The 26,732-nt window shown below is 66.7% G+C and carries 22 protein-coding genes; 15 read left to right on the top strand and 7 right to left on the bottom strand.

Going from position 1 to position 26,732, the window contains the following annotated elements; all coding sequences use genetic code 11:
- Positions 1-8: 8 nt before the first annotated feature.
- From nhaA to ACL02S_RS02655, 3 genes are all read right to left on the bottom strand, one after another.
- Entirely contained in the window at positions 9-1,328 is a 1,320-nt protein-coding gene (nhaA, locus tag ACL02S_RS02645) for a Na+/H+ antiporter NhaA (protein WP_412800628.1), read from the bottom strand.
- Between the two features lie 685 nt (positions 1,329-2,013).
- Entirely contained in the window at positions 2,014-2,631 is a 618-nt protein-coding gene (locus ACL02S_RS02650; RefSeq protein WP_412801081.1) for a sigma-70 family RNA polymerase sigma factor, read from the bottom strand.
- Between the two features lie 303 nt (positions 2,632-2,934).
- Positions 2,935-3,540 carry a hypothetical protein gene (locus tag ACL02S_RS02655; RefSeq protein ID WP_412800629.1) on the bottom strand — a complete coding sequence of 202 codons (606 nt, stop codon included), beginning with the start codon at positions 3,538-3,540 and terminating at the stop codon, positions 2,935-2,937.
- Between the two features lie 134 nt (positions 3,541-3,674).
- On the opposite strand from ACL02S_RS02655, the gene ACL02S_RS02660 reads away from it, so the two are divergent.
- The 10 genes from ACL02S_RS02660 to ACL02S_RS02705 all read left to right on the top strand — a co-directional run bounded on the left by ACL02S_RS02660 (position 3,675) and on the right by ACL02S_RS02705 (position 15,369).
- A complete protein-coding gene (locus ACL02S_RS02660; protein WP_412800630.1) occupies positions 3,675-4,700 on the top strand; it encodes a COG1470 family protein in 1,026 nt (341 codons plus the stop codon).
- A gap of 104 nt (positions 4,701-4,804) precedes the next feature.
- A complete protein-coding gene (locus tag ACL02S_RS02665) occupies positions 4,805-5,896 on the top strand; it encodes an ABC transporter substrate-binding protein (RefSeq protein WP_412801082.1) in 1,092 nt (363 codons plus the stop codon).
- A gap of 19 nt (positions 5,897-5,915) precedes the next feature.
- Positions 5,916-6,950 carry a FecCD family ABC transporter permease gene (locus tag ACL02S_RS02670; protein WP_412800631.1) on the top strand — a complete coding sequence of 345 codons (1,035 nt, stop codon included), beginning with the start codon at positions 5,916-5,918 and terminating at the stop codon, positions 6,948-6,950.
- Positions 6,947-7,825 carry an ABC transporter ATP-binding protein gene (locus ACL02S_RS02675; RefSeq protein ID WP_412800632.1) on the top strand — a complete coding sequence of 293 codons (879 nt, stop codon included), beginning with the start codon at positions 6,947-6,949 and terminating at the stop codon, positions 7,823-7,825. Before ACL02S_RS02670 ends, ACL02S_RS02675 begins: the two co-directional genes overlap by 4 nt.
- Before the next feature lie 115 nt (positions 7,826-7,940).
- Entirely contained in the window at positions 7,941-8,867 is a 927-nt protein-coding gene (locus tag ACL02S_RS02680; RefSeq protein WP_412800633.1) for a glycosyltransferase family 2 protein, read from the top strand.
- A complete protein-coding gene (locus tag ACL02S_RS02685) occupies positions 8,864-11,125 on the top strand; it encodes a glycosyltransferase family 2 protein (RefSeq protein WP_412800634.1) in 2,262 nt (753 codons plus the stop codon). The genes ACL02S_RS02680 and ACL02S_RS02685 overlap by 4 nt, the downstream gene beginning before the upstream one ends.
- Before the next feature lie 17 nt (positions 11,126-11,142).
- Positions 11,143-13,299, top strand: coding sequence for a hypothetical protein (locus tag ACL02S_RS02690; RefSeq protein ID WP_412800635.1), 2,157 nt, complete (start codon positions 11,143-11,145; stop codon positions 13,297-13,299).
- A gap of 6 nt (positions 13,300-13,305) precedes the next feature.
- Positions 13,306-13,521 carry a hypothetical protein gene (locus tag ACL02S_RS02695; RefSeq protein WP_412800636.1) on the top strand — a complete coding sequence of 72 codons (216 nt, stop codon included), beginning with the start codon at positions 13,306-13,308 and terminating at the stop codon, positions 13,519-13,521.
- The gene (locus tag ACL02S_RS02700) at positions 13,518-14,369 is read left to right on the top strand and encodes a glycoside hydrolase family 16 protein (protein WP_412800637.1); all 852 of its coding nucleotides are present in this window, start codon (positions 13,518-13,520) and stop codon (positions 14,367-14,369) included. The genes ACL02S_RS02695 and ACL02S_RS02700 overlap by 4 nt, the downstream gene beginning before the upstream one ends.
- Before the next feature lie 355 nt (positions 14,370-14,724).
- A complete protein-coding gene (locus ACL02S_RS02705; protein WP_412800638.1) occupies positions 14,725-15,369 on the top strand; it encodes an MspA family porin in 645 nt (214 codons plus the stop codon).
- A 25-nt stretch (positions 15,370-15,394) separates the two neighbouring features.
- Here the strand turns inward: ACL02S_RS02705 and ACL02S_RS02710 are convergent, their stop codons facing one another.
- The 4 genes from ACL02S_RS02710 to ACL02S_RS02725 are packed head-to-tail and all read right to left on the bottom strand — an operon-like array spanning position 15,395 to position 18,849.
- On the bottom strand, positions 15,395-16,417 hold the full coding sequence (locus ACL02S_RS02710; protein ID WP_412800639.1) for an alpha/beta hydrolase: 1,023 nt from the start codon (positions 16,415-16,417) through the stop codon (positions 15,395-15,397).
- Positions 16,414-17,418 carry a glycosyltransferase family 2 protein gene (locus tag ACL02S_RS02715; protein WP_412800640.1) on the bottom strand — a complete coding sequence of 335 codons (1,005 nt, stop codon included), beginning with the start codon at positions 17,416-17,418 and terminating at the stop codon, positions 16,414-16,416. Before ACL02S_RS02715 ends, ACL02S_RS02710 begins: the two co-directional genes overlap by 4 nt.
- A complete protein-coding gene (locus ACL02S_RS02720) occupies positions 17,402-17,554 on the bottom strand; it encodes a hypothetical protein (RefSeq protein ID WP_412800641.1) in 153 nt (50 codons plus the stop codon). Before ACL02S_RS02720 ends, ACL02S_RS02715 begins: the two co-directional genes overlap by 17 nt.
- An 11-nt stretch (positions 17,555-17,565) precedes the next feature.
- Entirely contained in the window at positions 17,566-18,849 is a 1,284-nt protein-coding gene (locus tag ACL02S_RS02725; protein WP_412800642.1) for a lipopolysaccharide biosynthesis protein, read from the bottom strand.
- 345 nt (positions 18,850-19,194) lie between these two features.
- On the opposite strand from ACL02S_RS02725, the gene scoE reads away from it, so the two are divergent.
- From scoE to ACL02S_RS02750, 5 genes are all read left to right on the top strand, one after another.
- Positions 19,195-20,082 (top strand): (3R)-3-[(carboxymethyl)amino]fatty acid oxygenase/decarboxylase, encoded by an 888-nt coding sequence (scoE, locus tag ACL02S_RS02730; RefSeq protein WP_412800643.1) that lies wholly within the window; start codon positions 19,195-19,197, stop codon positions 20,080-20,082.
- A complete protein-coding gene (locus tag ACL02S_RS02735) occupies positions 20,079-20,648 on the top strand; it encodes an FcoT family thioesterase (protein ID WP_412800644.1) in 570 nt (189 codons plus the stop codon). Before scoE ends, ACL02S_RS02735 begins: the two co-directional genes overlap by 4 nt.
- On the top strand, positions 20,645-22,168 hold the full coding sequence (locus ACL02S_RS02740) for a long-chain-fatty-acid--CoA ligase (protein ID WP_412800645.1): 1,524 nt from the start codon (positions 20,645-20,647) through the stop codon (positions 22,166-22,168). The genes ACL02S_RS02735 and ACL02S_RS02740 overlap by 4 nt, the downstream gene beginning before the upstream one ends.
- Positions 22,169-22,285: 117 nt before the next feature.
- Entirely contained in the window at positions 22,286-22,513 is a 228-nt protein-coding gene (locus ACL02S_RS02745; RefSeq protein ID WP_412800646.1) for a phosphopantetheine-binding protein, read from the top strand.
- The gene (locus ACL02S_RS02750) at positions 22,510-26,685 is read left to right on the top strand and encodes an AMP-binding protein (RefSeq protein WP_412800647.1); all 4,176 of its coding nucleotides are present in this window, start codon (positions 22,510-22,512) and stop codon (positions 26,683-26,685) included. Before ACL02S_RS02745 ends, ACL02S_RS02750 begins: the two co-directional genes overlap by 4 nt.
- Positions 26,686-26,732 lie beyond the last annotated feature (47 nt).

Here is a 26,732-nt window from a genome sequence, read left to right on the forward strand (position 1 = left end):
GGGATGCGCTATCGCTGCTGGTAGATGTCGGGGATACCGTCGTGGTCGTCATCGCAGACCTCACGCTCGGCGATCCGGCGATAGGTGCGGTTACGCAGCCGTAGCACGATCGCCGCCAGCACTGTGGCCAGGAGGGTGCCGAACAATACGCCGATCCGGACGTGGTCGGCCTTGGTGGGGTCGTCGAAGGCGAGCTCACCGATGAGCAGTGAGACGGTGAACCCGATTCCGCCCAGTAAAGCCACCCCGATGACATCGACCCAGGCGAGGTCGTCGTCGAGTTCGGCACGGGTGAACCGCGCGGTCGCGAAGGTGGTGAGGGTGATGCCGAGCACTTTGCCGACGACGAGCCCGGTGATGATGCCGAGAGTGATCCGGTCGGACAACGAATCGACGAGACCGGACAGCCCACCGATCGTGACGCCGGCGGCGAAGAACGCGAACACCGGTACCGCCACCCCGGCCGAGAGCGGACGCAGGAGATGCTCGAATTGCTCGGCCATCCCCGGCGACGACGCATTCTCCTCGGTCGCCTCTTTGCCGGTAGCCGCCTTAGCCCTGGACAACACCGGGACGGTGAACCCGAGCAGGACGCCGGCAACGGTGGCGTGCACCCCCGATTGATGCACCATCCACCAGACGATCATCGCCAAGGGCAGCAGCAGCCAGACCGAGACGTTCCCGCGTTGCACCACCAGCGCGAACAGCGCCAGCGGGAGCATCGCGAGGCCCAGCCAGAGCAAGTTCAGATCATCGGTGTAGAACACGGCGATCACTGTCACCGCGAGCAGATCGTCCACCACGGCGAGAGTGAGCAGGAAGGTGCGCAACGCCGTCGGCAGATGGGTACTCAGCACCGCCAGTACGGCCAGGGCGAAGGCGATATCGGTGGCAGTCGGAATCGCCCAGCCTGTCGTCGCGTCACCGTTACCGGCGTTGATCGCCAGGAAGACCAGCGCGGGCCCGACCATTCCGCCCACCGCGGCCACCACCGGCAGCATCGCTCGCCGGGGGTCGCGCAGGTCTCCGGCCACGAATTCGCGTTTGAGCTCCAGCCCGACCACGAAGAAGAAGACTGCCAACAGTCCGTCGGTCGCCCAGGCGTGCAATGTCAGATTCAGATGTAAGGCTTCCGGCCCGACACGAAAATCGCGGAGGGATTCATACCACTCAGACCACGGCGTATTCGCCCAGATCAGACCGATCGCCGCGGCGACGATCAGCAAGAGACCACCCGCGGTCTCGGTACGCAGGAGCGTGGTGATGCGTTGCGCTTCGGGCCACGAACCAGGGGCGAACAATCGGAGGCGGGGCTGGGGCCTACTCATCGGATGTGGTCCTGCCTTGTCGAGGTCGGTGCGTACGTGCCCAGCAGACGGTGTGGGCGGGTGCTCGGTAGCCTGCGGTTCCCCGAGACTCACCACAACCAGCGGCGAGGCCTCATATCCGGCGGCGGGATATCGAATGTTCGCCGGACGAATGAGACGCCACGCATCGAGTGGTCGATCATCGAGGTCACGTGAGCGGATCCCCGCGCGATCGCTCGCCTGGTTGCCCGGGCCACGGAAACGAACCGGGCACGGCGTATGGTCGTGAACACCGCACACCGACCGTGCGTCGATGAAGGAGTGCCACACCGTCGCCGAGGTCCGGGCGGAGACGTCGTATCAGCACGATGTCACCTGTCGTCGAACCGAACCGACCCTGTTCGGGCCGGGCTGCCGACCAGACTTCCCGGCACTCCACTCGCAAAGATGCCGCATAGCCCGCTGGATTGCAACTTCCACCACCGCCACTGCCGCCTTCCGTCGCGTCAACGGATCGGATCCCTGCCATCCATACATACCTTTCGGCTATGGATAGCGACGATCCGATAGCGGCATAGTTGTCGTGTATCACATATGAGTTCGTGCCCATTCAGTTGTGACCCGCATCGAATACAGCTCTTATCGAGTCGAGGGATCCGGCCCGGTGGCCGCTGCCGGTGGTCACCGGGCCGGATCAGGTCCCCGGTTACCGAGCGCCGGCGATCGAAGCGTGTAGCACAGCGGGCCGATCGGGAGGGAAGGTACAGATCACGGAGTACTCCATGTCGATGCCTTGCCATAGTTCGACGAGTGCTTCACGCGCTCGCGCGACCCGGGATCGGATAGTGCCGACCGGGCAGTCGGCCGCCTGCGCGGCCTCGACATAGGACAGCCCGAGGATCTGGGTGAGCACGAAAGCTTCCCGACGTTCCTCGGGCAGATGCCGCAGCAGGTCGGCGACTACCATCTCCTCGCCGACATCGCTGTGGTGCCGATCGCGATGACCTTCCAGCGCGGTTTCCCAGTCAGTGGTGTCGGCAGTGCGTGGGCGGGCCGCGGCGCTGCGCAACCGATCGATCACTGCCCGGCGGGCGATCGACAGCAACCAGGTGCGCGCGGTCGATCGACCGGCGAAACGCGGGAGGCTGCCCATCGCACGGAGATAGGTTTCCTGGGTCAGGTCATCGGCGGACTGCACGTCCGCCAGATGGGCGACGAATCGCCATACATCGGTCTGTGTGGTGCGGATGAATTCTTCCAGCGCTGCGCGATCACCCGCGCCAGCGGCTAGGGCCAGCGCGGTCAGTTGCTCATCGGACGACATCGTCGTCGATGTGGTGTCGATGGGGGACAGTGTCGAGCCTGCGGTGGCCCGGCAGTGGGATCTGCTGCGTCGCCGCAGCACAGTGGGACACCAGTTGGGGTCGGGATTCATATCGGGATCTCCGGTTCAGGACGCACGCACAGCGGCATCGGTGTCGTGTCGGGGCCGGGGTACGCCGCAGTCGCACTGCGTAGCTCCTGGCCGTGGAACAACGTCCCCACCGGCAGCGACCTACGGTGCGGACGGCGTCCATCGCGCGCACCGATGCCGAAGGCTGTTCCCGGCGCAGCGGGAATCAGCGGGTCACGGTGTCGCGGCGGACTCTTCGAACAAGATCGAACCGGCCGGGGGACCACGCCGTGCCACGGTGTGGCGGAGCATCCGCATCGGCCGCACGCGTACGGTCGGGCACCCGGACATCGGTGTGACAGCCGGAGGTGTGTGGATCGGGCGCGCCAGTAAGAGCAGAAGTGGCAGCACCATCCGCGCATACAACGACTGGACGAGGGAGAACGCGGTGCGTTCCCCGTGCCACAGCCATATGCCGCAGACCAGTCCGGCCAGACAGTGCGCCCCTAGCATCGCCATCGATTGCGATTCGGCCAAGCGGTCGGCGGCCGTGCCATGCGCGCCGCCGTGTCCACCGGGGACCGGTGCGACACCGAACCAGAGGTGCAGCAAACCTTGTGCGGCGAGCAATCCGCCGGTAATCGCGTACAGGCCACGCTGGCGATCGGCAACCGCCCAGGTCACGCCCGTAACCGCCGCGAAAGCCAGCGACACTGTCGACAACGACATCGGATGCCCTGAGGTGGCGGCGTGCCCGGTCGCCGACAGCAACACACAGATCACCGCGAAGACCATCGCCCGGCACAGCCGGAGGGTCGGTGAGGTGTGTGGCGGTCTCATAGCGCCGTCCATCGTCGCATCCATCTCGGGTCGGGCGATGATCAGGGCTGGATGTACCCGGGCCCGGCATACCTGATTGGTCGCGGTGGCCCGGTGCGTGGTTCCCGTCCGAGCCGAACGGTTTGCGAGGTTGAGTGATCGGCGCGCCGGACGCCATGCTGGAGGCCATGCACCCGAATCGCCGCACGGCGCGATCCTGTGCCGTGCTCATGGCGACGCTGGTCGGCTGCGGTGCGCTCGGCAGCACCGCTCCCGCTCGTCCCCAGCCTGCCGAGGAGTCGTATCCGTGTCTGTCGTTGCGTGATCCCTCGTATGCGCAGGTGCGCTCGGAGTTGTGGCCCGGAGAGCGGGTGTCCGGGGTGGTCGAGCTCGTCAACGGATGCGCGCGACCGGTCGTAGCGCAGCTGCGGACCGGCCGGACCGGGACCGGAGCCGACGGAGCGATGGCCTGGTCACCGGAGCCGTCCGGAGCCGGTGCGCTCACGGTCGAACACACCGAGGTGATCGTCGCGGCAGGCGCCTCGGAATGGGTGCCGTTCACCGTATCGGCCGCCGTGGACGCCGCACCTGGCGATCATCCGCTGGCTCTCGGCGCGGTGCGCGACCCTGCCGACCGGCCTGCCGGGGTGGTGGATACCTGGCGGCCGGTGCCGTTGCGGATCGCGGGAGCACTACGACCCGCGGTCGAGATCACCAGCATGACCGGCGTGTACGAACCGAACCTGAACCCGTTCGAGCCCGGTTCGGCCGAGATCGGGTTCACTGTCACCAATACCGGCAGTGTGACGATGTCCGGGTATTTCCTCGCCGGTCTGGAGGGGCTGTACCGCAGGTGGGTGCTCCCCGATCCGACTGCCCTGCCCATGGTTGTTCTGGTACCGGGCGCGTCGTATTCGGGGATCGTACGGCTGCCCGAGGTGTGGCCGGGTGTGCGTTTCGATACCCAGATCGCTTTCCTGCCCCCCGATAGCGACGGTGCGACCGTATCGCTCGATCGGCCGGAAGTGCTGCGCGCGGAAACGCTGTGGGCGTTGCCGTTCGCGCAGATGGTGCTGGCTGTGCTGGTGGGGACGGTGCTGTTCGTCGCCGCTGTCGTACGCCACAACCGGTATCGGCGGCGCGCGGTCGCGGCGCCACCGGACGGGCCGAATCCGATGTGAGCTATACCACGGGAACTGGGCGAGTGGGCCGGGCGACTATCTGTGCGGCGGGCCGGATCACGGTCCGCGGTAGTCGATATCGCAGAGGACGAGTGCACGGCGTGATGATCCGAAGCTTTTCCTGGACAGGCTTTTCCCGGACAGCCCTGTGCGGGCTGCTGATCGCGGGCCCCGGACTGCTCGGTGCCTGCGGGTCCCCGCCGGTCGAGGAGAACCTCACCACCGGACCGGCCACCGCGACCGGATATCCGGTCGCGGTGGACAATTGCGGCTACCAGCAGACTTTCGACCGTCCACCGGAACGGGTGCTGATCCTGCAGGGAGCTTCGGTCGGTGAGGTCGAGACGTTCCTCACGCTCGGGCTCGGGGAAACGATCGTGGCCAACACTCAGTATTACGGGGTTTCCGATATCCCTGGCATGGCGGAGCAGGTCGACGCACTGCCCAAGGGCGGATTGGTCCTCAATGCCGCCGCCGACGTGCCCGCCGAACAGATACTGGCATTGCGCCCTGATCTGGTGGTCTCCACATGGTCGGGTGGATTCGACCCGAAATACGGGTTCGCCGACCGAGAGATGTTGCATCAGGCCGGGATCCGGACCCTGGTGAATCCGGTCAACTGCGCCTACGGCAAACCGAGGAATGTCACGGCCGCGGAGGAGCAGACCTACCGCACCGGGTCCACCGAGTCCTCGCTGGCTTTTGTCGAGCTGATCGGTGAGGTCTTCGGTGTGCCGGATCAGGCAACCACAGTGGTGAACGAACTGCGGGAGCGGATCGAGCTGGTGCGGCAGCAGGTTGCGGGGCAGGAGCCGAAACGGATGCTCATCGCGTTTCCCGATATGAGCGTGATGAACGCGAACGGACTGCCCGCGGTCCTGTCCGGAACGATCTACGACTCGGTGGTGCGGGCCGCGGGCGGTGAGCCGAGTTTCCCGGACGGTGACTGGGAGCTCACCGGCAATCTCAGCGCCGAACAGTTGGCCGCCGCGCAGGTGGACGTGCTCATCCTCGGCGCGTATCGCCCCGGCGAGGATCTCGACGCCGAGGCCGCGAAACTCTTCGCCGCGTACCCGCAGTGGAACGCCGCGAAGAACAACACCTATGTGAAGGTTTCCGATGGCATCTATCTCGGGCCCGCGAACGCTGCTGCGATCGAGAAGATCGCCAGGGTCGCCCATCCCACCGTCTTCTGACCGGGAACGCGCAGGCTGGGTGGGATCGGGCCGTTTCGCTCCTGGTGTGGTGTTCTGGGCCGGTGTGTCGGCTCTGGTGCTCGCATGCCTGGCGGGGGTATCGCTCGGGTCGGTGACGGTTCCGGTCGCCGAGGTGTGGGCGGCGGTGCGGTTCAACGGATTCGGGATCGGGCCCGCACCGGACGCGTTGCACGGGATGATCGTCTGGCAGCTGCGGGTGCCTCGGGTGCTCGCGGCGGTCCTCGTCGGCGCGGCGCTGTCGGTCGCGGGCGCGGTGCTGCAAGGGATGGTTCGTAACCCGTTGGCCGATCCGTTCGTGCTCGGTGTCTCCTCGGGAGCGGCGCTGGCCGCCGTCGCGGTGATGTCCTCGGTGTCGGCGCTGTGGATCCGCGATCTCGGTGTCCCGGTCGCCGGGTTCGCGGGGGCTATGGCGGCGTTGCTGCTCGTTCTGCTTTTCGCCCACCACAACGGCCAGTTCACCGGTCCGCGTATCGTGCTCGCCGGTGTCGCGGTCGGCCAGGTCGCGACGGCGGCGACGAGTCTGATCCAGTTACGTTCCGAACCGGCCGAGGTCCGCGGCATCCTGTTCTGGATGATGGGCAGTGTCGCCGGCGCCGAGCTCGGTGCGCTGGCGCTGCCCGCGGTGCTGGTCGCCGCCTGCCTGGGGTGGCTGCTGTCGCAGGGGCGTGGGCTCAACGCGCTGTCCATGGGCGATGACGACGCGGTGGCGCTGGGTGTCGAGGTGAACCGGTTGCGGGTGCAGCTCATCGTGATCGTCGCGATGCTCACCGGGCTCTCGGTGAGCATCGCAGGCGGTGTCGGCTTCGTCGGCCTGATCATTCCCCATCTGGCCCGGTTCGCGGCGGGCTCCGACTATCGCAGGCTGCTGCCCGCGGCGGCGGTGTTCGGCGCGAGCTTCCTCGTCCTGATCGATGTGGCGGCACGCGCGATCGATATCCCGAACGAGTACCCGTTGACCATCTTCACCGCCGCACTCGGCGGCCCCTTCTTCCTGTGGTTGCTCAAACGCAGCCGGTCCGGGGGCACCGTATGAGCACCCCGGCGGGCAACATATCAGCGGGCAGCATGCCTGCGGGCGCGGCGCCGACCGGCGCAGCCGTAGAAGTCGTCGGTCTGCGGGTGGAGATCGATGGCGCGATCATCGTCGACGCCATCGATCTGACCGCCGCGCCGGGCCGGATCACCGCGATCGTCGGCCCGAACGGTTCAGGGAAATCCACCCTGCTGCGATCGATATACCGGGCGGGTAAGCCGAGCGCGGGCGCGGCCTACATCGATGGATGTGATGTGTGGCGAACCTCGGTGAAACAGATGGCGAGAATGCGCGCGGTGGTCACCCAACATCACGGCGAGGCAGCGGATTTCACCGTCGGTGAGATCGTCGCGATGGGACGCTCACCGCATAAGAAGTACTTTCAGCCCGAGTCGCGCCACGATCGTGATATCGCGCTGGCCGCCATGCGGCGGGTAGGAGTGGAATCGTTCGCCGACCGCCGTTTCGCCGGGCTGTCCGGCGGCGAACGGCAACGTGTCCTGCTGGCTCGCGCGTTGACGCAGCAGGCGCCGGTGATCCTGCTCGACGAGCCCACCAACCATCTCGACATCCACGCTCAGCTGACACTGCTGCAGCTGCTGCGTGAACTCGGCACAACGATCGTGCTGGCGATACACGACCTCGGCCAAGCCCTGGCGTACGCGGATCAGGTGATCGTCCTGCGGGCGGGGCGAGTAGTGGCAGCGGGTGAGCCTACCGACATCATCACCGCCGAGTTGTTACGGGAAGTCTTCGGGGTGTCCGCACAGATCATCGACAACCCGATCACCGGTCGCCCACACCTGGTGACGGGTCTGCCCACCGACAGCTCTCCCACCGAAAGCGGAAGCGTGACAAAAGCTGTCACCGGTTGATCACCTGAACGTGATCTGTCGCATAGTGCGAGCCGGACCGGGAACCAGAACCACCACCTGTCCGACTTGTCCGGTGAGCCGGTGTAGGGAAGCCGGCCGGACACGAGGACGGATCATGCCCACTGGCGGCAACTGGTATCGCGGACGTAACCGCGGCCTGCGCACGGAGGACGGCGACCGCTCGGCGCATCGTGACGGGCCGAGGATCTCGGTTGTCGTCCCGGTGCTCAACGAGGCACGCAATCTTCGGCAGGTGTTGCCGACCATCCCACGCGATTACGAGGTGATCGTCGTCGACGGCGGTTCGGTCGACGATTCGATGGCTGTGGTGGCCGAGCTGCGTGCCGACGCGATCCGATTGCGGCAGACCAGGTGGGGTAAGGGGAACGCGCTCAGCTGCGGATTCGCCGCGGCCACCGGGGATGTCATCGTGATGTTCGACGCCGACGGGTCCGCGGACGCACGTGAGATCGACGCGTTCGTCGCCACCTTGATGGCCGGGGCCGATTTCGCCAAAGGGACCCGCTTCGCGGCCGGTGGCGGCAGTGTGGACATCACCGCGCTGCGGCGGGCGGGAAACCACGGTCTCACCGCGGTGGCCAACCAGCTGTTCGGTATGCATTTCACCGATTTGTGCTACGGCTACAACGCTTTCTGGCGCGATGTGCTGCCATTGCTGGAACTGCCCGACCAGCGACCGGCCGACGGGGTGTTCCGCTGGGGTGACGGGTTCGAGATCGAAACCGTGATCACCTGCCGCGCCGCGGCGGCGGGGCTGGTGATCCGTGAGGTCCCCAGCCAGGAGCGACACCGGTTACACGGACCGAGCAATCTGCACGCGTGGCGCGACGGCCGCCGGGTGCTGCGCACCTTGGTGCACGAGTGGCGCTCCCGTGATCGCAGCATCCGATTATCTCCCGCGGCAAGATATTTCGCTTCCAGCATTGCGGAAACGGGGCATCCGCTCGCCGAATGCCCTATGCCCGCGCCACACCGCCCGGCCGCCGCCGAAGCCCTGGCGGCCGACAAGGCCGGGGAATGAACGGCCCCGAGCCGATGGTCGCAGTGGTGATCTGCTGCTATACCGAGCGACGGTGGCAGCTGTTGTCCGCGTGTGTATCCGAAGCAGCCGCCCAAGCGCGTGCCGCCGAGGCGACAGTGGTGCTCGTCGTCGACCACAACGAGTCGCTGCGCCGCCGGTGCGCATCGGCGTTCGCCGCCTTCGATTCGGTGCTCGTCGTCGCCAACCGTCATGAACGGGGACTGTCGGGTGCCAGGAACACCGGCACCGAGATGGTGGACGCCGATATCGTGCTGTTCGTCGATGACGACGCGGTACCCCAGCCTGGGTGGTTGTCCACCCTGCGGGCGGCGTTCACCGACACGAACCTGCTCGCCGCCGGTGGGGAAGTGGTTGCCGTATGGCCGGATCCGGGTGCTCGCCCCTCCTGGTTTCCGCCGGAATTCGACTGGGTGATCGGCTGTGACTATGCGGGAATCGCCATGTTCGGCACCGAGATCCGTAACCCGATCGGGGCGAACATGGCGCTGCGCCGATCAGCCCTGCGGCGGGTCGGCGGATTCCGCCAGGAACTCGGCCGCCGCGGCGGTACCCCGAGCGGATGCGAGGAGACCGACCTGGCGATCAGGATGCGGGCGGCGGCGCCACACGGCAGCATCCGCCGTATTCCCGGCGCACCGGTGCACCATCACGTCGAGGCCGACCGCTGCACCGGCCGCTACCTGCTGCGCCGATGCTTCGCCGAGGGTCGCTCCAAAGCCACCCTGATGCGGATGACAGGCACGACCGGGGCCCTCTCGGCCGAGGCGGACCACGCGCTGATCACGCTCCCACGTGCGGTCGGTCGGGAGTTGATCGCCTGGACCAGCGGGGATCGTGCCGCACCGAGCCGCATCGGCTGGACGGCGCTCGGGCTGAGCGCGGCAGTCGTCGGCTGGCTGTTCGGGTGCGTGCGCCGCGGTCCCGGCCGCACCACCGCATCGACATCGACGGTCACGGACCGCGACCGCGCACCGGTGTGGTGTGTCGAGGTGGGGGAGGTCCCCGCGGCACCGGTATCGGGCATACCGGCCGATACCACCCACGGTGTGGAACAGGCCCATGTATTGGTACGGGTGGATCACCGTCCTGTCGGCCAGACCGAGCTGACCGTACGACCCGGCCACGACCTGGTCGAACAAATGGTTTCGGCGGCAACGCGTTTCCGGGACGCCCTGCCAGAGCCCGCGCTACCGGCAGCGAGCTGGCCACCCGGCGGGACCTCGGTCTCGGTGGTGCTGTGCACCCTCGGTCGCGCCGAGACTCTCGCCACCGCCGTAGCCGCGGTATTGCACGGACAGATCCGTCCGGCCCGTGAGGTGATCGTCGTCGACAACGCCCCGGCTTCGGGCTGCACCGTGCGGGCGCTCGCGGAATTCGACGACCCGAGGCTGCGTATCGTCGCGGAGCCTCGGCGCGGGGTCTCCTGGGCCCGCAATACCGGGGTCGCCGCCGCCACATCGACCGTGGTCGCGTTCACCGATGATGATGTCGCGGCCGAACCGGACTGGCTGGCACGGTTGAGCGAGGTCTTCGACGCGGATACCCACGCCGAGATCGGGTGTGTGACCGGTTTGGTGGTGCCCGCCGATCTCGGGCTGGCCACGCACCGCTGGTTCGAACAGAGCAGTGGATTCGAACGCGGTTACGTCCCGATGGTGTGGGAACCCGCAGCGTCCGTGGACCTGCTGCGGCGGCTGCGGCGATACGAACCGTATGCGGTGGCCGGCCGGCGTGGCCCGGCGTTTCCCGTCGCGGGCAGCGAGTTCGGGTCGGGTAACAACATGGCGCTGCGGCGGGACTGGCTGCTGGCCGCAGGGGGGTTCGACACCGTGCTCGGCACCGGGAGCCCGGCGCGTGGCGGTGAGGATCTGGACATGTTCCGTCGGGTGATCCTCGACGGCAGGGCGCTGGTCTACCAGCCCGCGGCGATCGTGCGCCACTATCATCGCGCCACCGTCGCACAGTTGCGCAGGCAGATGTACGACTACGGCGTCGGTATGTGCGCAGGGGTGCTCCGCTACGCCACCAGCACATCAACCGGGTTCCGCGCCACACTGCGGGTGCTACCGGGTGGTATGCGCCTGTTGCTGGATCCGGCGTCGGAGAAGAACGCGGGCAAGACTGCCGATTACCCGCGCTCGCTCACCTGGATCGAGCTGGCCGGGTATGCCGCGGGACCGCTGCATCTGCTGCGCAGTCACCGGCGGGCGCACCGGACCCGGCTGGGGCGGGCATGACGGTGAGCGTGCACCCCGTGAGCAGGACCGCACTGCTCTCTCGGTCGCCCGCACTGCCTTGTGGGCTCGTCCTGGCGTGCGCCGGGATCGCCGGGGCGGCGACATTCGCGGCAGCCACCGACCTCGGTGGCGGTCTCGTGCGGATGGCGGTGGTGGTGGCGATGATGTCCAGCACACCGGGTATTCCGTTGGTGGCGTTGCTGCGGCTACCGAACCGGGCGATCGCGCTCATGCTCGGCATCAGCGCATCGTGGGCGACCTGGCTGTTGATCTCGCTGTGGCAGGTGACGGCAGGCTGGTGGGCGCCGGTGCCCTGCGCCGCCGCGGTCACGACCGTGTCGGTGGCCGCCGCCGCGTTCTCCGTGCGCACGGGTGCCGCGCCCGCGGCATCGGTTCCGCTCACCACCCGCCTGCGCCGGGCACGATACCGGTGGGACCGGCCTCGGGGTGTGGCCGCGGCACTGCTGTGCGGGGCCGTGACGCTCGGCTGGTGGGAGACGCGGGTGATCGATCTCGACGCCACGGGCGCCTACGGCTTGATCGGGGTCGTCACCTGGCGGTTGCCGCTCGCGTTGGGTGCGGTGGGTTCGGCCTTCGGGATCGCCGTCGGGCGCAGGCGGCTGGACCAGCCGGTCGCGTTCGCCGCGCTCGCGATACTGGTGTGCCTGCTCTATCAACTGGTCGCGATCAGCGACGGCAACCCGGTGGTCGGCACGGGGTTCGTGCATGTGGGGTTCATCGACTACATCGGCACCGCGCACCGGTTGCCGCCGAGCGTGGACGCACGGTTCAGCTGGTCGGGGTTCTTCGATGCCGCTGCGGTGCTGGTCGAGCTGACCGGGCTGGCCGATGCAGGCCCGCTGCTGCTGTGGGCGCCCGCCGTGCTGACCGCGTTCGTGGCGCTGCCGGTGTTCATCATCGCCAGGCTCATCACCGGCGGCACCAGGCTCGCTTGGGTGAGCATGGCGATCTATGTGTGCGGCAATTGGTTCCAGCAGGATTATTTCTCACCGCAGGCCATCGCGTTCGTCATGCATCTGAGTATCGTGGCGACCCTGCTGTGGTGGCTGCGGGCGGCGCCGTTTCCTCCGCTAGAGGGTGGTCTCGCCCACCGTGCCTCGACCATGCTGATCCGGCTGCCCGGCCTGCCGCCACATATCGGCAGGCGGCAAGCGCTGCTGCTGGAGTCGCTGCTGTTGTTCATCGCGACGGCGATGGTGGTCAGCCACCAGCTCACCCCGGTGCTCACGATCATCACCGTGACCCTGTTGGCGGTGGTTGGTTCGTTGCGGCAACGCTGCCTGCCCGTGGCGATCGGTATCGTGTTCGTCGTCTGGCTGAGTTACGGCGCACCGGATTACTGGACCGGTCACCTGCAGGTACTTCTCGGCGATTTCGGTAAGGTCACCGGCTCGCTGCAAACCGGGCTCGGTGATCGCTTCAGCGGCGCGCAGCAATACCAGCGTATGCAACTGGTGCGAATCGCCTGGAGTGGCGGGTTGGCTGTGCTGGCGGGCATCGGCTGGCTGTGCTATCGGCGCAACAGATCCGCGCTCGCGGTAGGTGTACTGCTGGTGGCCCCGTTCACCCTGATCATCGGCCAGAGTTACGGCGGTGAGATCGTGCTGCGCTGCTTCTTCTACGCGCTGCCGGTGATGGCGCCGCTGGCCGCGGTGTGCTTGTTCCGGCTCTACCGCTGGATTCTCGGCCATATCCGGGTCCTCGGCCGCTCGCCCGCGGCGCCGGTGTTGGTGCTCACTGCCGCGGTGTGGTCGGCCGCGATGCTCGGAATGACCACCCGCGGGCTCAACACCGCATTCGAACGCAACCCGGCCGATCTCGTCGGTGCCGCGCGCGCACTGCTGACCACAGTGCCCGACGGCACGACACTACTGCCGTCGGGCAGCGAAGGCGTACTCAAACTGGGGCGGCTCACCACCGTGGTGCGACCACAGAGCAGCACCTGCAATGCGTGGACCGTCGAATGTGTCGACGCCTTCGGCGCCGACTACATCCTGATCAGCACCAGCCAGCAGGCCGACCTGGAACTGCGAAGGGCGGCGCCACCCGGCTGGCTCTACGACTTCGCCGATCAACTGGTCGATCAGGGCCGCTATCAGATTGTCGAACGAACCCGGCACGCACTCGTGCTGGCACGCAAGGAACAGGGGTGATCGTCGATGTGGGATTTCGTCATCGGTCCGGGTGGGGCGGTGATGTTCGCTGTGGCGCTGGGTTTTCTGGTAGTGTCCACTTGCTTACGGGAGTGGGGGGTGTCCGTGCGGGGGAGTACTGATCGGCTGGCGACCTCGCGTCCGGTGATCCACGGCATCGTATTCGCCGCTATTGTCCTCGGCCTCAGCGCCACCGCGGTCCGGATGGGTGTGCTGACATGAACATGGCGGCGAGGGCGCGTATCCGGGGGCCGGTGGCCTGGTCGATCGCCGTCTCGGCCGGAGTATGCCTGCTGGTGCTCGCGATCACCGGCGGCGCGGGCGGGCACAGCAGCGCCGCCCTACCGTCCGGTATCGCGGCCCCACGCGGGGATCTGGACGGCTGGCGGCAGGTATTCGTCGACGACTTCACCGGCACGGATCTCGCCGAAACGGATTGGGGCCGGTACAGCGGTGTCCCTAGTGGCGACCCGGAAAGCTTCTGGCTGCCCTCACACACCATCGTGCGGGACGGCATGCTGGTGCTGCAGGGCTATCACGAATACGGCCGGATGGTGACCGGCGGTGTTGGTATGTGGCCGCACCCTCAGCAATACGGCAAATGGGAGGTCCGGGTTCGTGCCGACGCCAGCGACGAGGTCACCTATCACCTGTTGCTCTGGCCACAGAACGAAGTGTGGCCACCGGAGATCGATTTCGCCGAGAACTTCGGCGGGTCACGCGATTACCTCGACGCCTTTCTGCACTGGACCGACCGGGCAGGCAAGGCCGACAAATCCGAGCAGGTGCTCGACGGCGACTTCACCCAGTGGCACACCCTCGGTGTCGAATGGCTGCCTGGCGAAATCCGCTACACCATCGACGGCCGGGTATGGGGAACCGAGACCGGTACGCGGGTGCCGTCGGTGCCGATGTGGCTCGGCATCCAAGCGCAAGCGGACGGCTGCCGGAAGGCGCTGGCCGAGGGAGCCCCACCGTGCCCATGGGCAGGGACACCCGCGCTGACCGAAATCCAGATCGATTGGGTGAGTGTGTACGAACCGGTCACGATCGCGGAGCAAGGACGATGAGCGAAGCGCCCCGCACCAGCTGATATGCCCCTACACCGGCTGCACCCGCGAACCCAGTTCACCCGAATGACAATGGCTTTCGCCACAAAAGACTTTCCCGGTCTCCCGCTCCGAGTGGAATCGACCGCACCGATCCGGCAGTCTCACTGCCCGGAACTGTTCGCCGCGGGTGCGCCGGCCGCCCTGTCATTCGGCCACCGCCGAAATCCGGTGAACAGCAGCCGCCGCGGCCATCCCGCGGCAGCCGCACTGCCGGGCCCGCTGCACACCACACCGACCGAGACCACCCGCAGCCGGCCGATGATCTGCCACGCCGATGTCGGGATCGGCGATACGAAAATGGAAAAGGAAAGAATTGAAGACAGTCCTCTCGCATCTGGGCACCGGAAGACACGCCAAACTGGCGATCCTCGGGCTCGCCACCACCGTGGCGTGCACTCTCGGCGGTGGTATGGCGGCCGCGGCCGTCGACAGCACCGATATCGTGGTCGACGCCAAGCAGCGGACGATCAGCGCGATCCAAGCCGACACCGTCATCCGTGGAGTGCCGCCACTGGATCGCAATCCGTTGACCCGCCAATGGCTGTACGACGGCACAGCCGAATTCACCGTGACCGGCGACAAGGCCGAGGAGTTCACCGGGACCATCAAGATCGGCTACCTCCTCGGATACCCGGCGACCTTCGGCGGCAGGATCCGAGTCGGCTACACCAGCCCATCGCTCGATCTCGACATCGACTCCAGCGGCCTCGGACTCGGCCTCAGCATCAGCCTCGTTCCCACCGTGACCAGTGAAATCGAAGCCGGTTTCGGTCCCGGGGTACGGCAGGTGGAGGTCGCCAGCGGCAAAATCACCGGCACCGCCGGACATATCCAGATCGTGAACTTCCTCGGCACCGTCACCGGCATCATCGGCACAGCCACCGTACAACCGTATGTGACCGTGGTCAGCGATTCCGGTGACATAGTCACGACACTGGGCCGGGTCTGGGAGATCTGACCCGGCTCACCGCGGCGGTGCGCGATCAGCCGCACCGCCGCAGGATCTCCGCACCGATCCGGGTGGCCGCCCCCCGTAGCAGCGGCCCCTCCCGCACCACATCCATATGCCCGCCGTCGACCACGTAAGTCGGGACATCGCCAAGCACACGCCGCCATCCAGGCACATGATGGGCGGTATGTTCGGTGACCACCGCGAGCACCGGGCATTCCCTCGGCCGCATCCGATGCCGGTTCTGCACCCGTAACCCGATCTCGTAGAACACCTGCTGCTGTCTGCCGATCGGTCGCCGCACCACTCCCGCGGTGAGCATCGCACCATAGAGACCGGCGCGCTCGGCGAGCGTATGCCCGCCCGCACCGGCCGCGCCACCCGGTGCGTGCACCGGCTCACCGAGCCTGCGCGCGGTGGCCGCCGGTAGCGGCGCGTCCAACAGCACGACCAGGGCGATATCGGCGCCGTCGCCGCGCAGCCGGTGCGCGACCTCCAGTGCGGCAACCGCACCCATCGAATGCCCCAGCAGCACATAGGGTCCGTGTGGTTGCACCGATCGGATCGCCCGCGCGACATAACCGGTCAGCGACCGCATCCGGAAATGCGGCACCCCACGGTGTTCGAGTCCACGCTGACAGATGGCATGTACCGCCACCTGGGCGGGCAGATGATCAGCCAACGGCACGAACGACCACGAGCTGCCTCCTGACCCCGGCAGACAGAAGACGTTGATCTGCGGCGCACCGGGTTGCGGAGGCAGCCCCGCCGCCCGGCCGACACGTGTCACCGCCACCGAACCGGCCGTGAACTCGCGGCGACCGGCACTCTCCAGCCGGGCACCGAGTTCCGCGACAGTGGGTGCGGCGGCGAGGTCGGCGACGCTCAGCCGCAGCCCGAACCGTTGGGTCAGCAGCTCCCGCAACTCCACGATCTGCAGTGAGGTCCCGCCGAGCGCGGTGAACGTGTCGTGCGGGTCGATATCGTCGATACCGAGAATCTCCCGCCAAGCGTCCATGACGACGATGTCGGTAGCGTGACGTTGCCTGATGTTCATCGGTTCCTCAGAATCCTTGCGTACCAACGGGGGAAAAACAGCAGCAGGATCGCTGCCGCGACCGGGCGTATCCGGCCCGCACCTGCCAACGCGGCGAGGTCGGCGAACCGGATACGCCGCCGCGCGGCATACACCGCCTGCCGCGATCGCGGACCGGCCTCGGCCCGCATCGCCAGATGCGCGAGCGGAAACACCGCCTCACGCAACGTGAATTCGGCCGCTTCGGCGGTACCGACCACCGCACCGGCCGCCGTCATCCGCGACAGCGCCCTGGCAGGCAGTTCCAGTAGCTCGAACGACACCGGATCGAACGATCGCGAGGCCGACCGATCATGCCTGCGATAGCGGTAGGGCGCATCGGGCACCAACGCGACCGACCGCGCGCGCACCGCGAGCGCGACCATGGCCGCCATATCCTCATAACGACGGACCTCGTCCCACGGATCGGCAGGCAGCAGCGCACGACGGAACAGCTTCGTCGGCGCATAAGCACGTGCTGTGCCGTGCAACAACATGCGCCCGTACTCGATGCCGGAGACCACCGGGTACGGTGGCAGCGGCTCATCGATACCGATCATCGTCCCGGATTCATCGATGACGGTGGTACGGCAGACCGCGAAATCGTGTTCCCCCAGTGCCTCGAGCAGGATACGCAGCGCCTCCGGCGCGACAACGTCGTCGGCATCGACAAACCAGACCAGGGCAGCGGTCGCGGCGGCCAGTCCTCGATTGCGGGCCATGCCCGGCCCGCCACGGGAATCCGATTCGATCACCGTCACCGGTATTCCAGCGGCGGTGAGCGCTGCGGCGGCCAACCGGCCACTGCCATCGGTGGAACAGTCGTCGACGACGATCACCCGCTCCGGGCGCAGTGTGAGACGAGCCAGCGAGGCCACACAATCGAGTACATATTCGGCGGCATCGAACACCGGAATGATCACCTCGACACCGCAGGTGCGTACCGGGCCACCTGGTGTGGGCAGGTCATCTCGGGTTGGCATCGAGCACCTGCCGCAATCGCAATACTGTGGCCGTCGGATAGCGGGTGGTCTCCAAGCACGGCGCACGGCGCACGGCGTGCCGACCGGTGCCGGTGACCAACTGCAAGTCGGGCCGGTCCGCTGAGGCGGCGGTCATCCGCGGATTCCTCATGCCGGTACCCGCCCGGCGGCACCGATCTCGGTGAGCATCCGCCGGATCGGCTGCGCGACGGCCAGGATCATGACGAATTCCATCACCAGGTACGCGATACCGACCGCGGTGATACCGAACCTCGGCAACAGCAACCAGGTCAGGGTGAGCACCCCCGCCACCATCCCGATCTGGACGCACAGGGCATAACCCAGTGTGCGCCGCACCCGCACCAGACCACCGAACACATAACCCGGTACCGAGAGGATTTGCGCGCAGGCCATCGCCATCAGCAGCGGCCGCGCGTTCTCGGCATAATCCGCGCCGAGCAGTTCCAGCGCGATCGGCGCGACAACACCGAGCACGATAGTCGCCGCCGTCGCGACGAACAGCAGCAGCCGGGCCTGGCTACGCACCAACGCAGGCAGTTCCTCCGGACGTGCCGCCGCCCGCGCGACGAACGGACCACTGATGATCGACAGGACGAGTGTCGTTCCAGCGACCAATGTCCACGCCACACCGAAATAGGCGGCGTCGACAACACCGAGAATATGCACCACCAACAGCGGGATCGACACCGGCAGCACCGCGTTCACCAGCACGATGCCATAGAGGGAGACACACTCACCCACCAGCCTCGCCAAAGGCGGCACCGCGCAGGCGGTGCGGGCGAACAAACGATCGAGCCCACCACCGCCGGTCGCGATCACCACCTGCGCAACGACCACCGAGACCGCGGCGGGCACGGTCCAAGCGAACAGCACCGCGGTCGAACCGGTGTACCAGCACGCGAACACCACCAGAAGGATGAGTTTGCCCACCGCGTGGAAGACATTCTTGAGCGCCGCCCACCGGCCGCGCAGCAACCCGATGAGCACCGAATCCTGCAGTGCGAACGCACCGACGACGACCGTGCTGATCATGAATACCGCGATGTCCACCGAACTGCCGAACAGTTCATGGCGTGGGGCCACGGCCACATAGGCGGCGGCGAGCACAACGGCGACACCGGCGACAGCCAGATGCGTACGGAAGATCACCGGGCGGGCCACCGCACCCGCAATAGGCAGGAAACGCTCGAAAAACGGTCCCATGCTCAGATTGGACACAGCCCCGATCGTTGTCGCCGCCATGATCACAGTGCTGGACCGGCCCACTGCCTGCACCGGCAGCGTGCGCGCAGCGACGGCCCAGAACACCAGACCGAGCCCGCCGTTGACGACGGCCGCGATCATCAGCGCACCGGAGTCGGCGACAAAACGCCGCTCGGCACCGACCTCGCCGGAATCGATGTGGCTCACCAGGAATTCGCTCTCGAGCTGAGCGGCCGAAACCGCTGAATCGTGCGGCTGGTGGCAGGGGAGATGACCGGAATCGGCCGGGGCGCAGCGGCAGCCTAGCACGCCACCTCCGCACCACCACCCCAGTATCCGGCGGGATCAACCACGCCACGGCGCTGCGCGATACCCCCGCTGAGACGAAGGGAACATTGTGTGCGGCGCCGGGAACCGAACGGCCCCACTGTCCGACTACCTCCCACGACAGCAACGGCTGGTGGCATGCCGGTGATGTCGGCTCGAGTGAACATCGCGGTCTTCCGGGGCGCACAACCGTCGGATCGCACTGCTGGACAGAGGAAAAAGCACATGAGAATCGACACCCGAACCGGGGATCGTCGCGGCGTCGAGGTGCACGGATTCGACCCGGCCGACGCGGCCGCGGACGATCTGGCGACATTACGGCGGCACATCTATCACGACAAGATCGTGGTGCTCAAAGGGCAGTCACTCGATATCACCGAGTTCGTCGCGCTCGGTACGGAATTCGGCACCCCGGTGCCGTACTACGAACCGATGTATCACCACCCCGACAACGAACTCGTCTTCGTCTCCTCGAACCTGGACCGGGACACCGGACGGATCGGAGTACCCAAGACCGGCGCGTTCTGGCACAGCGACTACCAGTTCATGCCCGAACCATTCGCCGTCACCTTGTTCTACCCGCAGCGCCTCCCGACCGCGAGCCGAGGCACCTACTTCATCGATATGGCCGAGGCCTATCGACGATTGAGCCCGCGGCTACGTGACGCGATCACCGGCACGTACTGCAAGCACAGCGCCCGCCGCTACGTGAAGATCCGGCCCTCGGACGTCTTCCGCCCCTTGGGTGAACTCATCGCGGAGGTCGAACGCAAAACCCCCGCACAGCGATGGCCCACCGTGATGACCCACCCGGTGACCGGCGAACAGGTGCTGTATCTGTCGGAGGCGTTCACCTACGCGATCGAAGACGCGTCCGCGACACCGCTGCCGGAGACACTACTGACAGACCTGCTCACCGAATCCGGCCAGCTGGACGACCGATACGAGCACGAGAACATCTTCCTGCAATCCTACGAGCCCGGCGACCTGGTCCTATGGGACAACCGCACCCTCATCCACCGCGCCCTGCACAATCCGAGCAACGAAGCAACCGAATCGCTGCGCGTCACCGTGCTCGACGAATACCCGCTGACCCGGGAGGACGCCGCATGACCAGCAGCACAGCACCGGGAACCCGACCCGTATCCGAAAGCCCACCCGAAGACATCGCGTTACTCGAACGCGCCATGCGGCCTTACGCCCATAAAGACACCGTCTACCTGCACCGGGCCCGCGCCGAACACCGCGGCGAACACGTCGTCGGCGCCGGCGACTTCGCCATCGCGCAGTCCTGCTACATCGATGACACCGGCCACTTCAACGCGGTCGAATTCACCATCTCCTACAACCAGCTGTTCTACTACACCCTGGCCGCCGCGATCCGCGACCGGTTCATCCCCGAACTGGCGGACTGGTCGCTGGACGACTATTGGGTCCGCCAACTGCCCTCGGTACTCATCAGCAGATTCGACAGCCACTACCGCCGACCCATCGACCCGCACGCCTACCACGCGGAACTGACCATCGGCGCCGTCGAATTCCGGCATCGGTCCAGACCGCTGCTCGCGCTGCGCACCCACGTCGAGTTCACCGATACCGCCACCGGCAGCGCATCCGGTGACATCGAGATCGTGCTGGTGGACCCGCCACGCCCGGATAGCCGGGAGACAGGCCGGTGAACAACCTGCCGACACTGATACCCACCCTGCAGCGGCACGCTGCCACCCGCCCGGCACATCCGGCATTGCTCGAAGCGAACACCACAACGACCTACGCCGACCTCGCCGCCCGCGCGGCAGCAGTGGCACAGGCACTGTGTGATGCGGGTATCCGCGCCGACGACCGGATCGCCTACCTGGCCAAAGACACAGCGGCCGTCTTCGAGCTGCTCTACGGTTGCGCCACCATCGGCGCAGTCCTGGTTCCGATCAACTGGCGGCTGGCCCCCGGCGAAATCACCGATATCCTCCAGCACAGCCGCGCACGGCTCGTCGTCACCGACGATCCGGCGCGTATCGGATCCTCCTGCGATCTCGTGGTTCCGGTCACGGACTTCGAATCCTGGCGTACACCTACCGAACCCGCTGCGGTCGTCGCGGTCACCGCGACACCGGACACCCCGGTCGTGCAGATGTACACCAGCGGCACCACCGGCACCCCGAAAGGTGTGGTGCTGGCGCATCGCACCTTCTTCGCCGTCCGTAACATGCTGGACACCGCCGGACTCGACTGGATCGACTGGCACCCCACCGAGGTGAACCTGCTCGCACTACCCACCTTCCACATCGGTGGACTGTGGTGGGCGCTCCAAGGTCTGTGCGCCGGTGTGACCAATGTGGTGATCCCGGCCTTCACCGCGACCGCAGCGATCACCGCGATCCGGGAGAACAACGTCACCACAAGCTGTTTCGTACCGTCGATGCTGCTGATGCTGCTGTCCGAACCAGGGAAAGCAGCAGCGGACTTCGCCTCGCTGCGCAAGATCGTCTACGGCGGATCCCCGATCGGACCGGATCTGCTGACCCGCGCCGTCGACACCTTCGGCTGCGAATTCGCCCAGATCTACGGTCTGACCGAAACCGGGAACACCGCGATCTGCCTCCCACCCGCCGACCACGTGCCCGGGCAGCAGCGCCTGCACGCCGCGGGCACACCATACCCTGGCGTAGACATCGAAATCCGCCGCGTGGACGGAACACGCGCCACGACCGGGGAATCCGGCGAGGTGTTCCTACGCAGCCCGGCCCAGATGGTGGAGTACTTCGCCGACCCAGAGGCCACCGCCGCCACCCTGACCGACGGCTGGATCCGCACCGGTGACGCCGGATACCTCGACACCGACGGTTATCTGGTGCTGCGTGACCGGGTCAAAGACCTGATCATCGTCGCCGGAGAAAACGTCTACCCCGCCGAAGTGGAAAAAGCGATCACCGCGCATCCCGCGGTATACGACTGCGCGGTGATCGGCACACCCGACGACACCTGGGGTGAACGTGTGCACGCGTTCGTGGTCACCCACCCGGACACCGAGCTACGCACCCGAGACCTCGTACGCTTCCTGACCGGCAGACTCGCCGCGTTCAAAATACCGTCACGCTACGAGTTCCTCGACACCATCCCACGCAACCCCAGCGGCAAGATCCTGCGCCGCACACTGCGGGAACGATTCTGGGCGGATCGTGATCGGCGCGTCAACTGAGACGAACGCGCCTCCCCGGCCGAAACACGCACTGTGGCCTGCCATCGCACCGCCCGCCTCCAGCACCGCGATGGCAGTGTCCCCGCGGCTGTCGAGCCACCCGAGGAAGGAACCACTATGCGGCTGAGCCGACAACACGTGATCACCGATATCGCCGACGTGCTCTACGCCGACCCCACCGAACTACATCCCGACACCGACCTCACCGACCTCGGCCTCGACTCGATCAGACTCACCACCCTGGTGGAGCGCTGGCGCGCGGCAGGAACCAGGATCACCTTCGCCGACCTGGCCGAGGAACCGGTACTTGGATTGTGGCTCGAGCAGCTGACGGAGCACCGATGACCACCCCGATCGCCCTCACCGCCGCACAACGCGGCATCGTCGACGCCCAACGCCTGTGGCCCGACAGCCGAGCATTCCTCCTGGCCGAATACCTTGCGCTGCACGGCCCCGTCGATCCAACCGCACTGGCCGAAGCGATCCGCCGCATGATCACCGACGTCCAGGCACAACGAATCCGCCTGATACACACCGAACACGGTCCCCACCAAATCATCGGCCTCCCCGACGAGGTGCCCGTCACCGTCCACGACCTGACCCAGCTCGCCGATCCCCATGCCGAAGCGATGACGATCATGCGCGCCGACCTCGACACACCGTCCGACCCCCACCACGGTGTGACCACACACCACCGCATCCTGGTGCTCGACAACGAACAGGTGTACTGGTACCACCGCGCACACCACATCGCGTTGGACGGCTACGGTTTCGCACTGTGCGCCAGACGGGTGGCCGACCACTACCGTGCCGGCACCGGCGACACCGTCCCACCGCTCACCCACAGCCTGACCGATGTCATCGCCGACGACACGGCATACCACGGTTCCACCCGATGCGCCGAAGACGGAACACACTGGCGGACAACGCTGACCGGTCGCAGCGCACCCACCTTGACCGCGACACCCCACCCACCCACCATCGGCACCCACCGAACACGACGCCCCCTCACCTCCTGGCAACCCGCGCCCCGCACCCGCATCGACATCGCGGAGTCGATACTCGCGGCGGTAGCGATCTACCTCGCCCGCCGCACCGGAGAACGTGACGTAGCACTCGGCGTGCCCATGATGAACCGGATCGGCTCGCCCGCCGCGACCGTACCGTGCATGGTGCTCAATGCCATAGCCTTACCGGTCCGAGTCGACCCCGACGAGACCATCGCCGAACTCACCACACGCATCGGAGCCGAACTGCGCACCGCGCGGCGACACGCCCGCTACCGGCACGAACGATTACGCGCGGAACTCGGCCTGATCGGCGGCGGACGCAGCCTACTCGGCCCGATGGTCAACATCATGCCGTTCGACTACGACCTGGGGCTACCCGGCATCCAGGTGCGTGCACACAACCTGAGCGCCGGACCGGTCGAAGATCTGTCGATCAACCTCTACCTGCGGACCGGTACCGCCGAACTCGTCCTTGACGCCAACCCGCACTGCTACACCCCCCGAACACTCGACCAGCACGCCGACGCGCTCCACCGCACCATCACCGAAGCCGGGACCGACAGCACCCGCCTGGTCCGGGATATCGGCGTCACCTACCTGCCGATCCAAACCCCGGCGGATACACAGGTAGGTGACCCGATCACACGAATGCGCACCTGGGCGGACACCGACCCGCAAGCACCAGCGCTCCTCGACGACGACCACCTGCTGTCCCGAGCGGAACTACTCGCACTGGCAACCACACGCGCCGCCGAACTGATCGATCGCGGTGTCACCGCCACCGATATCGTCGCGATACTGCCCTGCGGCGACGGCGCCGATATCGTGTCCATCCTGGCGATCCAGCTCGCCGGTGCCGCGCATATCGCGCTGGACCCCACACTTCCGGTCGGCGACCTCCACACACTGGTCGACACGATCGCACCCACAGCGATAATCCACCCCCCACACCACGCCGCACTCGCCCGCGCGATAGCACCCGGCAGCACCGCCATGATCGCCGCCACCGCACCGAACCCAAAGCTCCTCGGCAACCACACACCCATAGCATCCCGACGCGGAGCCGGATACGCGGTACTCACCTCGGGGTCCACCGGAAAACCGAAAGCCGTCCGTGTGGGTGGCGCCGCACTCGCCGCTTTCGTCACCGACGCGATAGACCGCTACCAGTGGCAACCCGATGACCGCGTCATCCAGTTCGGACCACTACACGCCGACACCAGCATCGAGGAAATCTTCGTCACCCTGGCCGCTGGAGCATGTGTGGTCACCGCACGACCCGCCGACCGGCAAGCACCGGTCGCGCTACTCGCCCTGGCCCAGCGCACCCGAGCGACCGTGTTCGATCTACCGACCGCCGTATGGCACGAGCTCGCCCTCGCCGTCGACACCGACACCGCCCACCTGCCGACGACGGTTCGCCGGATCGTGATCGGGGGAGAAGAGGCATCACCGGAGCTGGTCGCGCGCTGGCTACAGCACGGCGGCCCGGTACTGCACAACAGTTACGGCCCGAGCGAAGCCGCGGTCGTCTGCGCGAGTACCGACATCGCATCGGCACACGATCCGGCAGCTCCCGTCCCGCTCGGCCCACTGTTCCCCCACGCGGGAGCGATACTCGCCGTCGACCACCTCGAACCCGCCGACCACGACCACGACGATCCGGTCGGATACCTCCACCTCTACGGCCCGATGCTGGCCGAAGGATACCTGCCCGCAACCGCCGGAACAGGATTCAGAACAACCCGGATCGCGGACCGGACAGTAAGGACCTTCGCGACCGGTGACCGAGTGCGCGTGCGCGCCGATGGAGTACTCGAATTCATCGAACGCGACGACGGGGTGATCAAAATCGGTGGGCAGCGCATCGGTCTCCGCGTGATCGAAGACCTCCTGCGCCGCGAACCAGGGGTGCGCGACGCACTGATCACACGGCGCGGCGAATTCGCCTTCGACGCACTGGTAACCGTGGACAGACCCCACACACCCGAATGGTTCGCGACCATGCGGCAACAGCTGGCAACACAGCTACCCGCAGCCTGGGTTCCAGCGCGGATCATCGCGGTAGACCGCATCCCACGCACCCGCAACCTCAAAGCCGACCGCACGGCACTCATCGCGACCGAAACCATCGCCCAACCCGACGTCGAACACATCCTGCGCGTCTTCCACGATATCCTCGGCCACGACGAACTCACCGCAGACGAAGACTTTTTCGCCGCAGGCGGAACCAGCATGCAGACCCTGGCCCTCGCCAACCGATTGACCCTGGCCACCGGACACACGGTAACCGTGGACGAGATACTCGCCCGGCCCAACGCCGCCGAACTCGCCGCCCACCTCCACCGACCGGACCGGACCGACACCGACCACCCGGGACACGAAAAAGAAATCACGGCGCTACGTGCCACTCTGTCATCCCTCACCCCATCCGCGCCCCCCGCCACGAACCGGATCCTGCTGACCGGCGCCACCGGCTTCTTCGGCGCATACCTACTGGCCGAACTACTGGCCGCCACCGACCATGACGTGACGGTCCTGGTCCGGGCGGAGTCCACCGAACACGCCGAGCATCGACTGCGCACCGCATCCGCGACGGAGTCCGCGGCACACCACCTCCGATCCGCCCTGGCATCCCACCGACTGTCCGTCGCCCTCGGGGACTGCGCCACAACGGAATTCGCGACCGAACTGGATACACGCACCGGAATCGGTCACATCGTGCACAGCGCGGCGGTGATCAGCGCGGTCCGCTCCTATCAGAGCCTGCGCAGCGTCAACGTCGCGGCCACTCACCACCTACTACGCATCGCACGCACCTGCGACGCGACACTGACACTCATCTCCACCGCCACCGCAGCCGGACCGCGGGGAACACTGGCCGATCCCGCGGCACTACCGACGGGATACGCACAAAGCAAATCCGTGGCCGAGCATCTACTGACGGTTGCCGCCGCAGAGTTCGGAATACCGACGACCATCGCACGAGTGGGACGAATCCTGCCCCATCCCGCCGATCCACGTGACCTGGACCACGATTTCCTGCACGAACTGGCCACCGCGGCCACCGCAATCGGATCTCTACCACACACCGAAGTGCGTGAACCGATGGTCCGCGCCGACATCGCCGCCAAGATCATCACCGCGGCGATAGGGACCGACCCGACACCCCGACCACGAGTACTCGATCTGCTCACCCCCGAGCCGGTCGCCCTCGCCGACGTACTACCTCACCTCACCGGCACCCGGATGCCGACCATCCCCTTGGATCACTGGCGCGACAGCATCGATACCTGCCAGAACCTCGCCCCGCCACTACGCGCCGCCGTCATACGATGGTGCGATATCCAGCTGGCCGGATTCGACCGAGACTGGGTATCCGACCACACCACACCGACACCTGACCTCTCCGCCACCGAGGCAGCCACACTTCTCCGGCGCGGGGGAGGGAACCACCGCACCGCACCGCAGGGAAACACAGCACCCGGCCGTCAACGGCACCCATGACGCGCCAACCAGCCCGTCCTACCGCACACCGACCAATCCCAACAGGA

This window comes from Nocardia spongicola, assembly GCF_047200775.1.
GTDB lineage: Bacteria > Actinomycetota > Actinomycetes > Mycobacteriales > Mycobacteriaceae > Nocardia.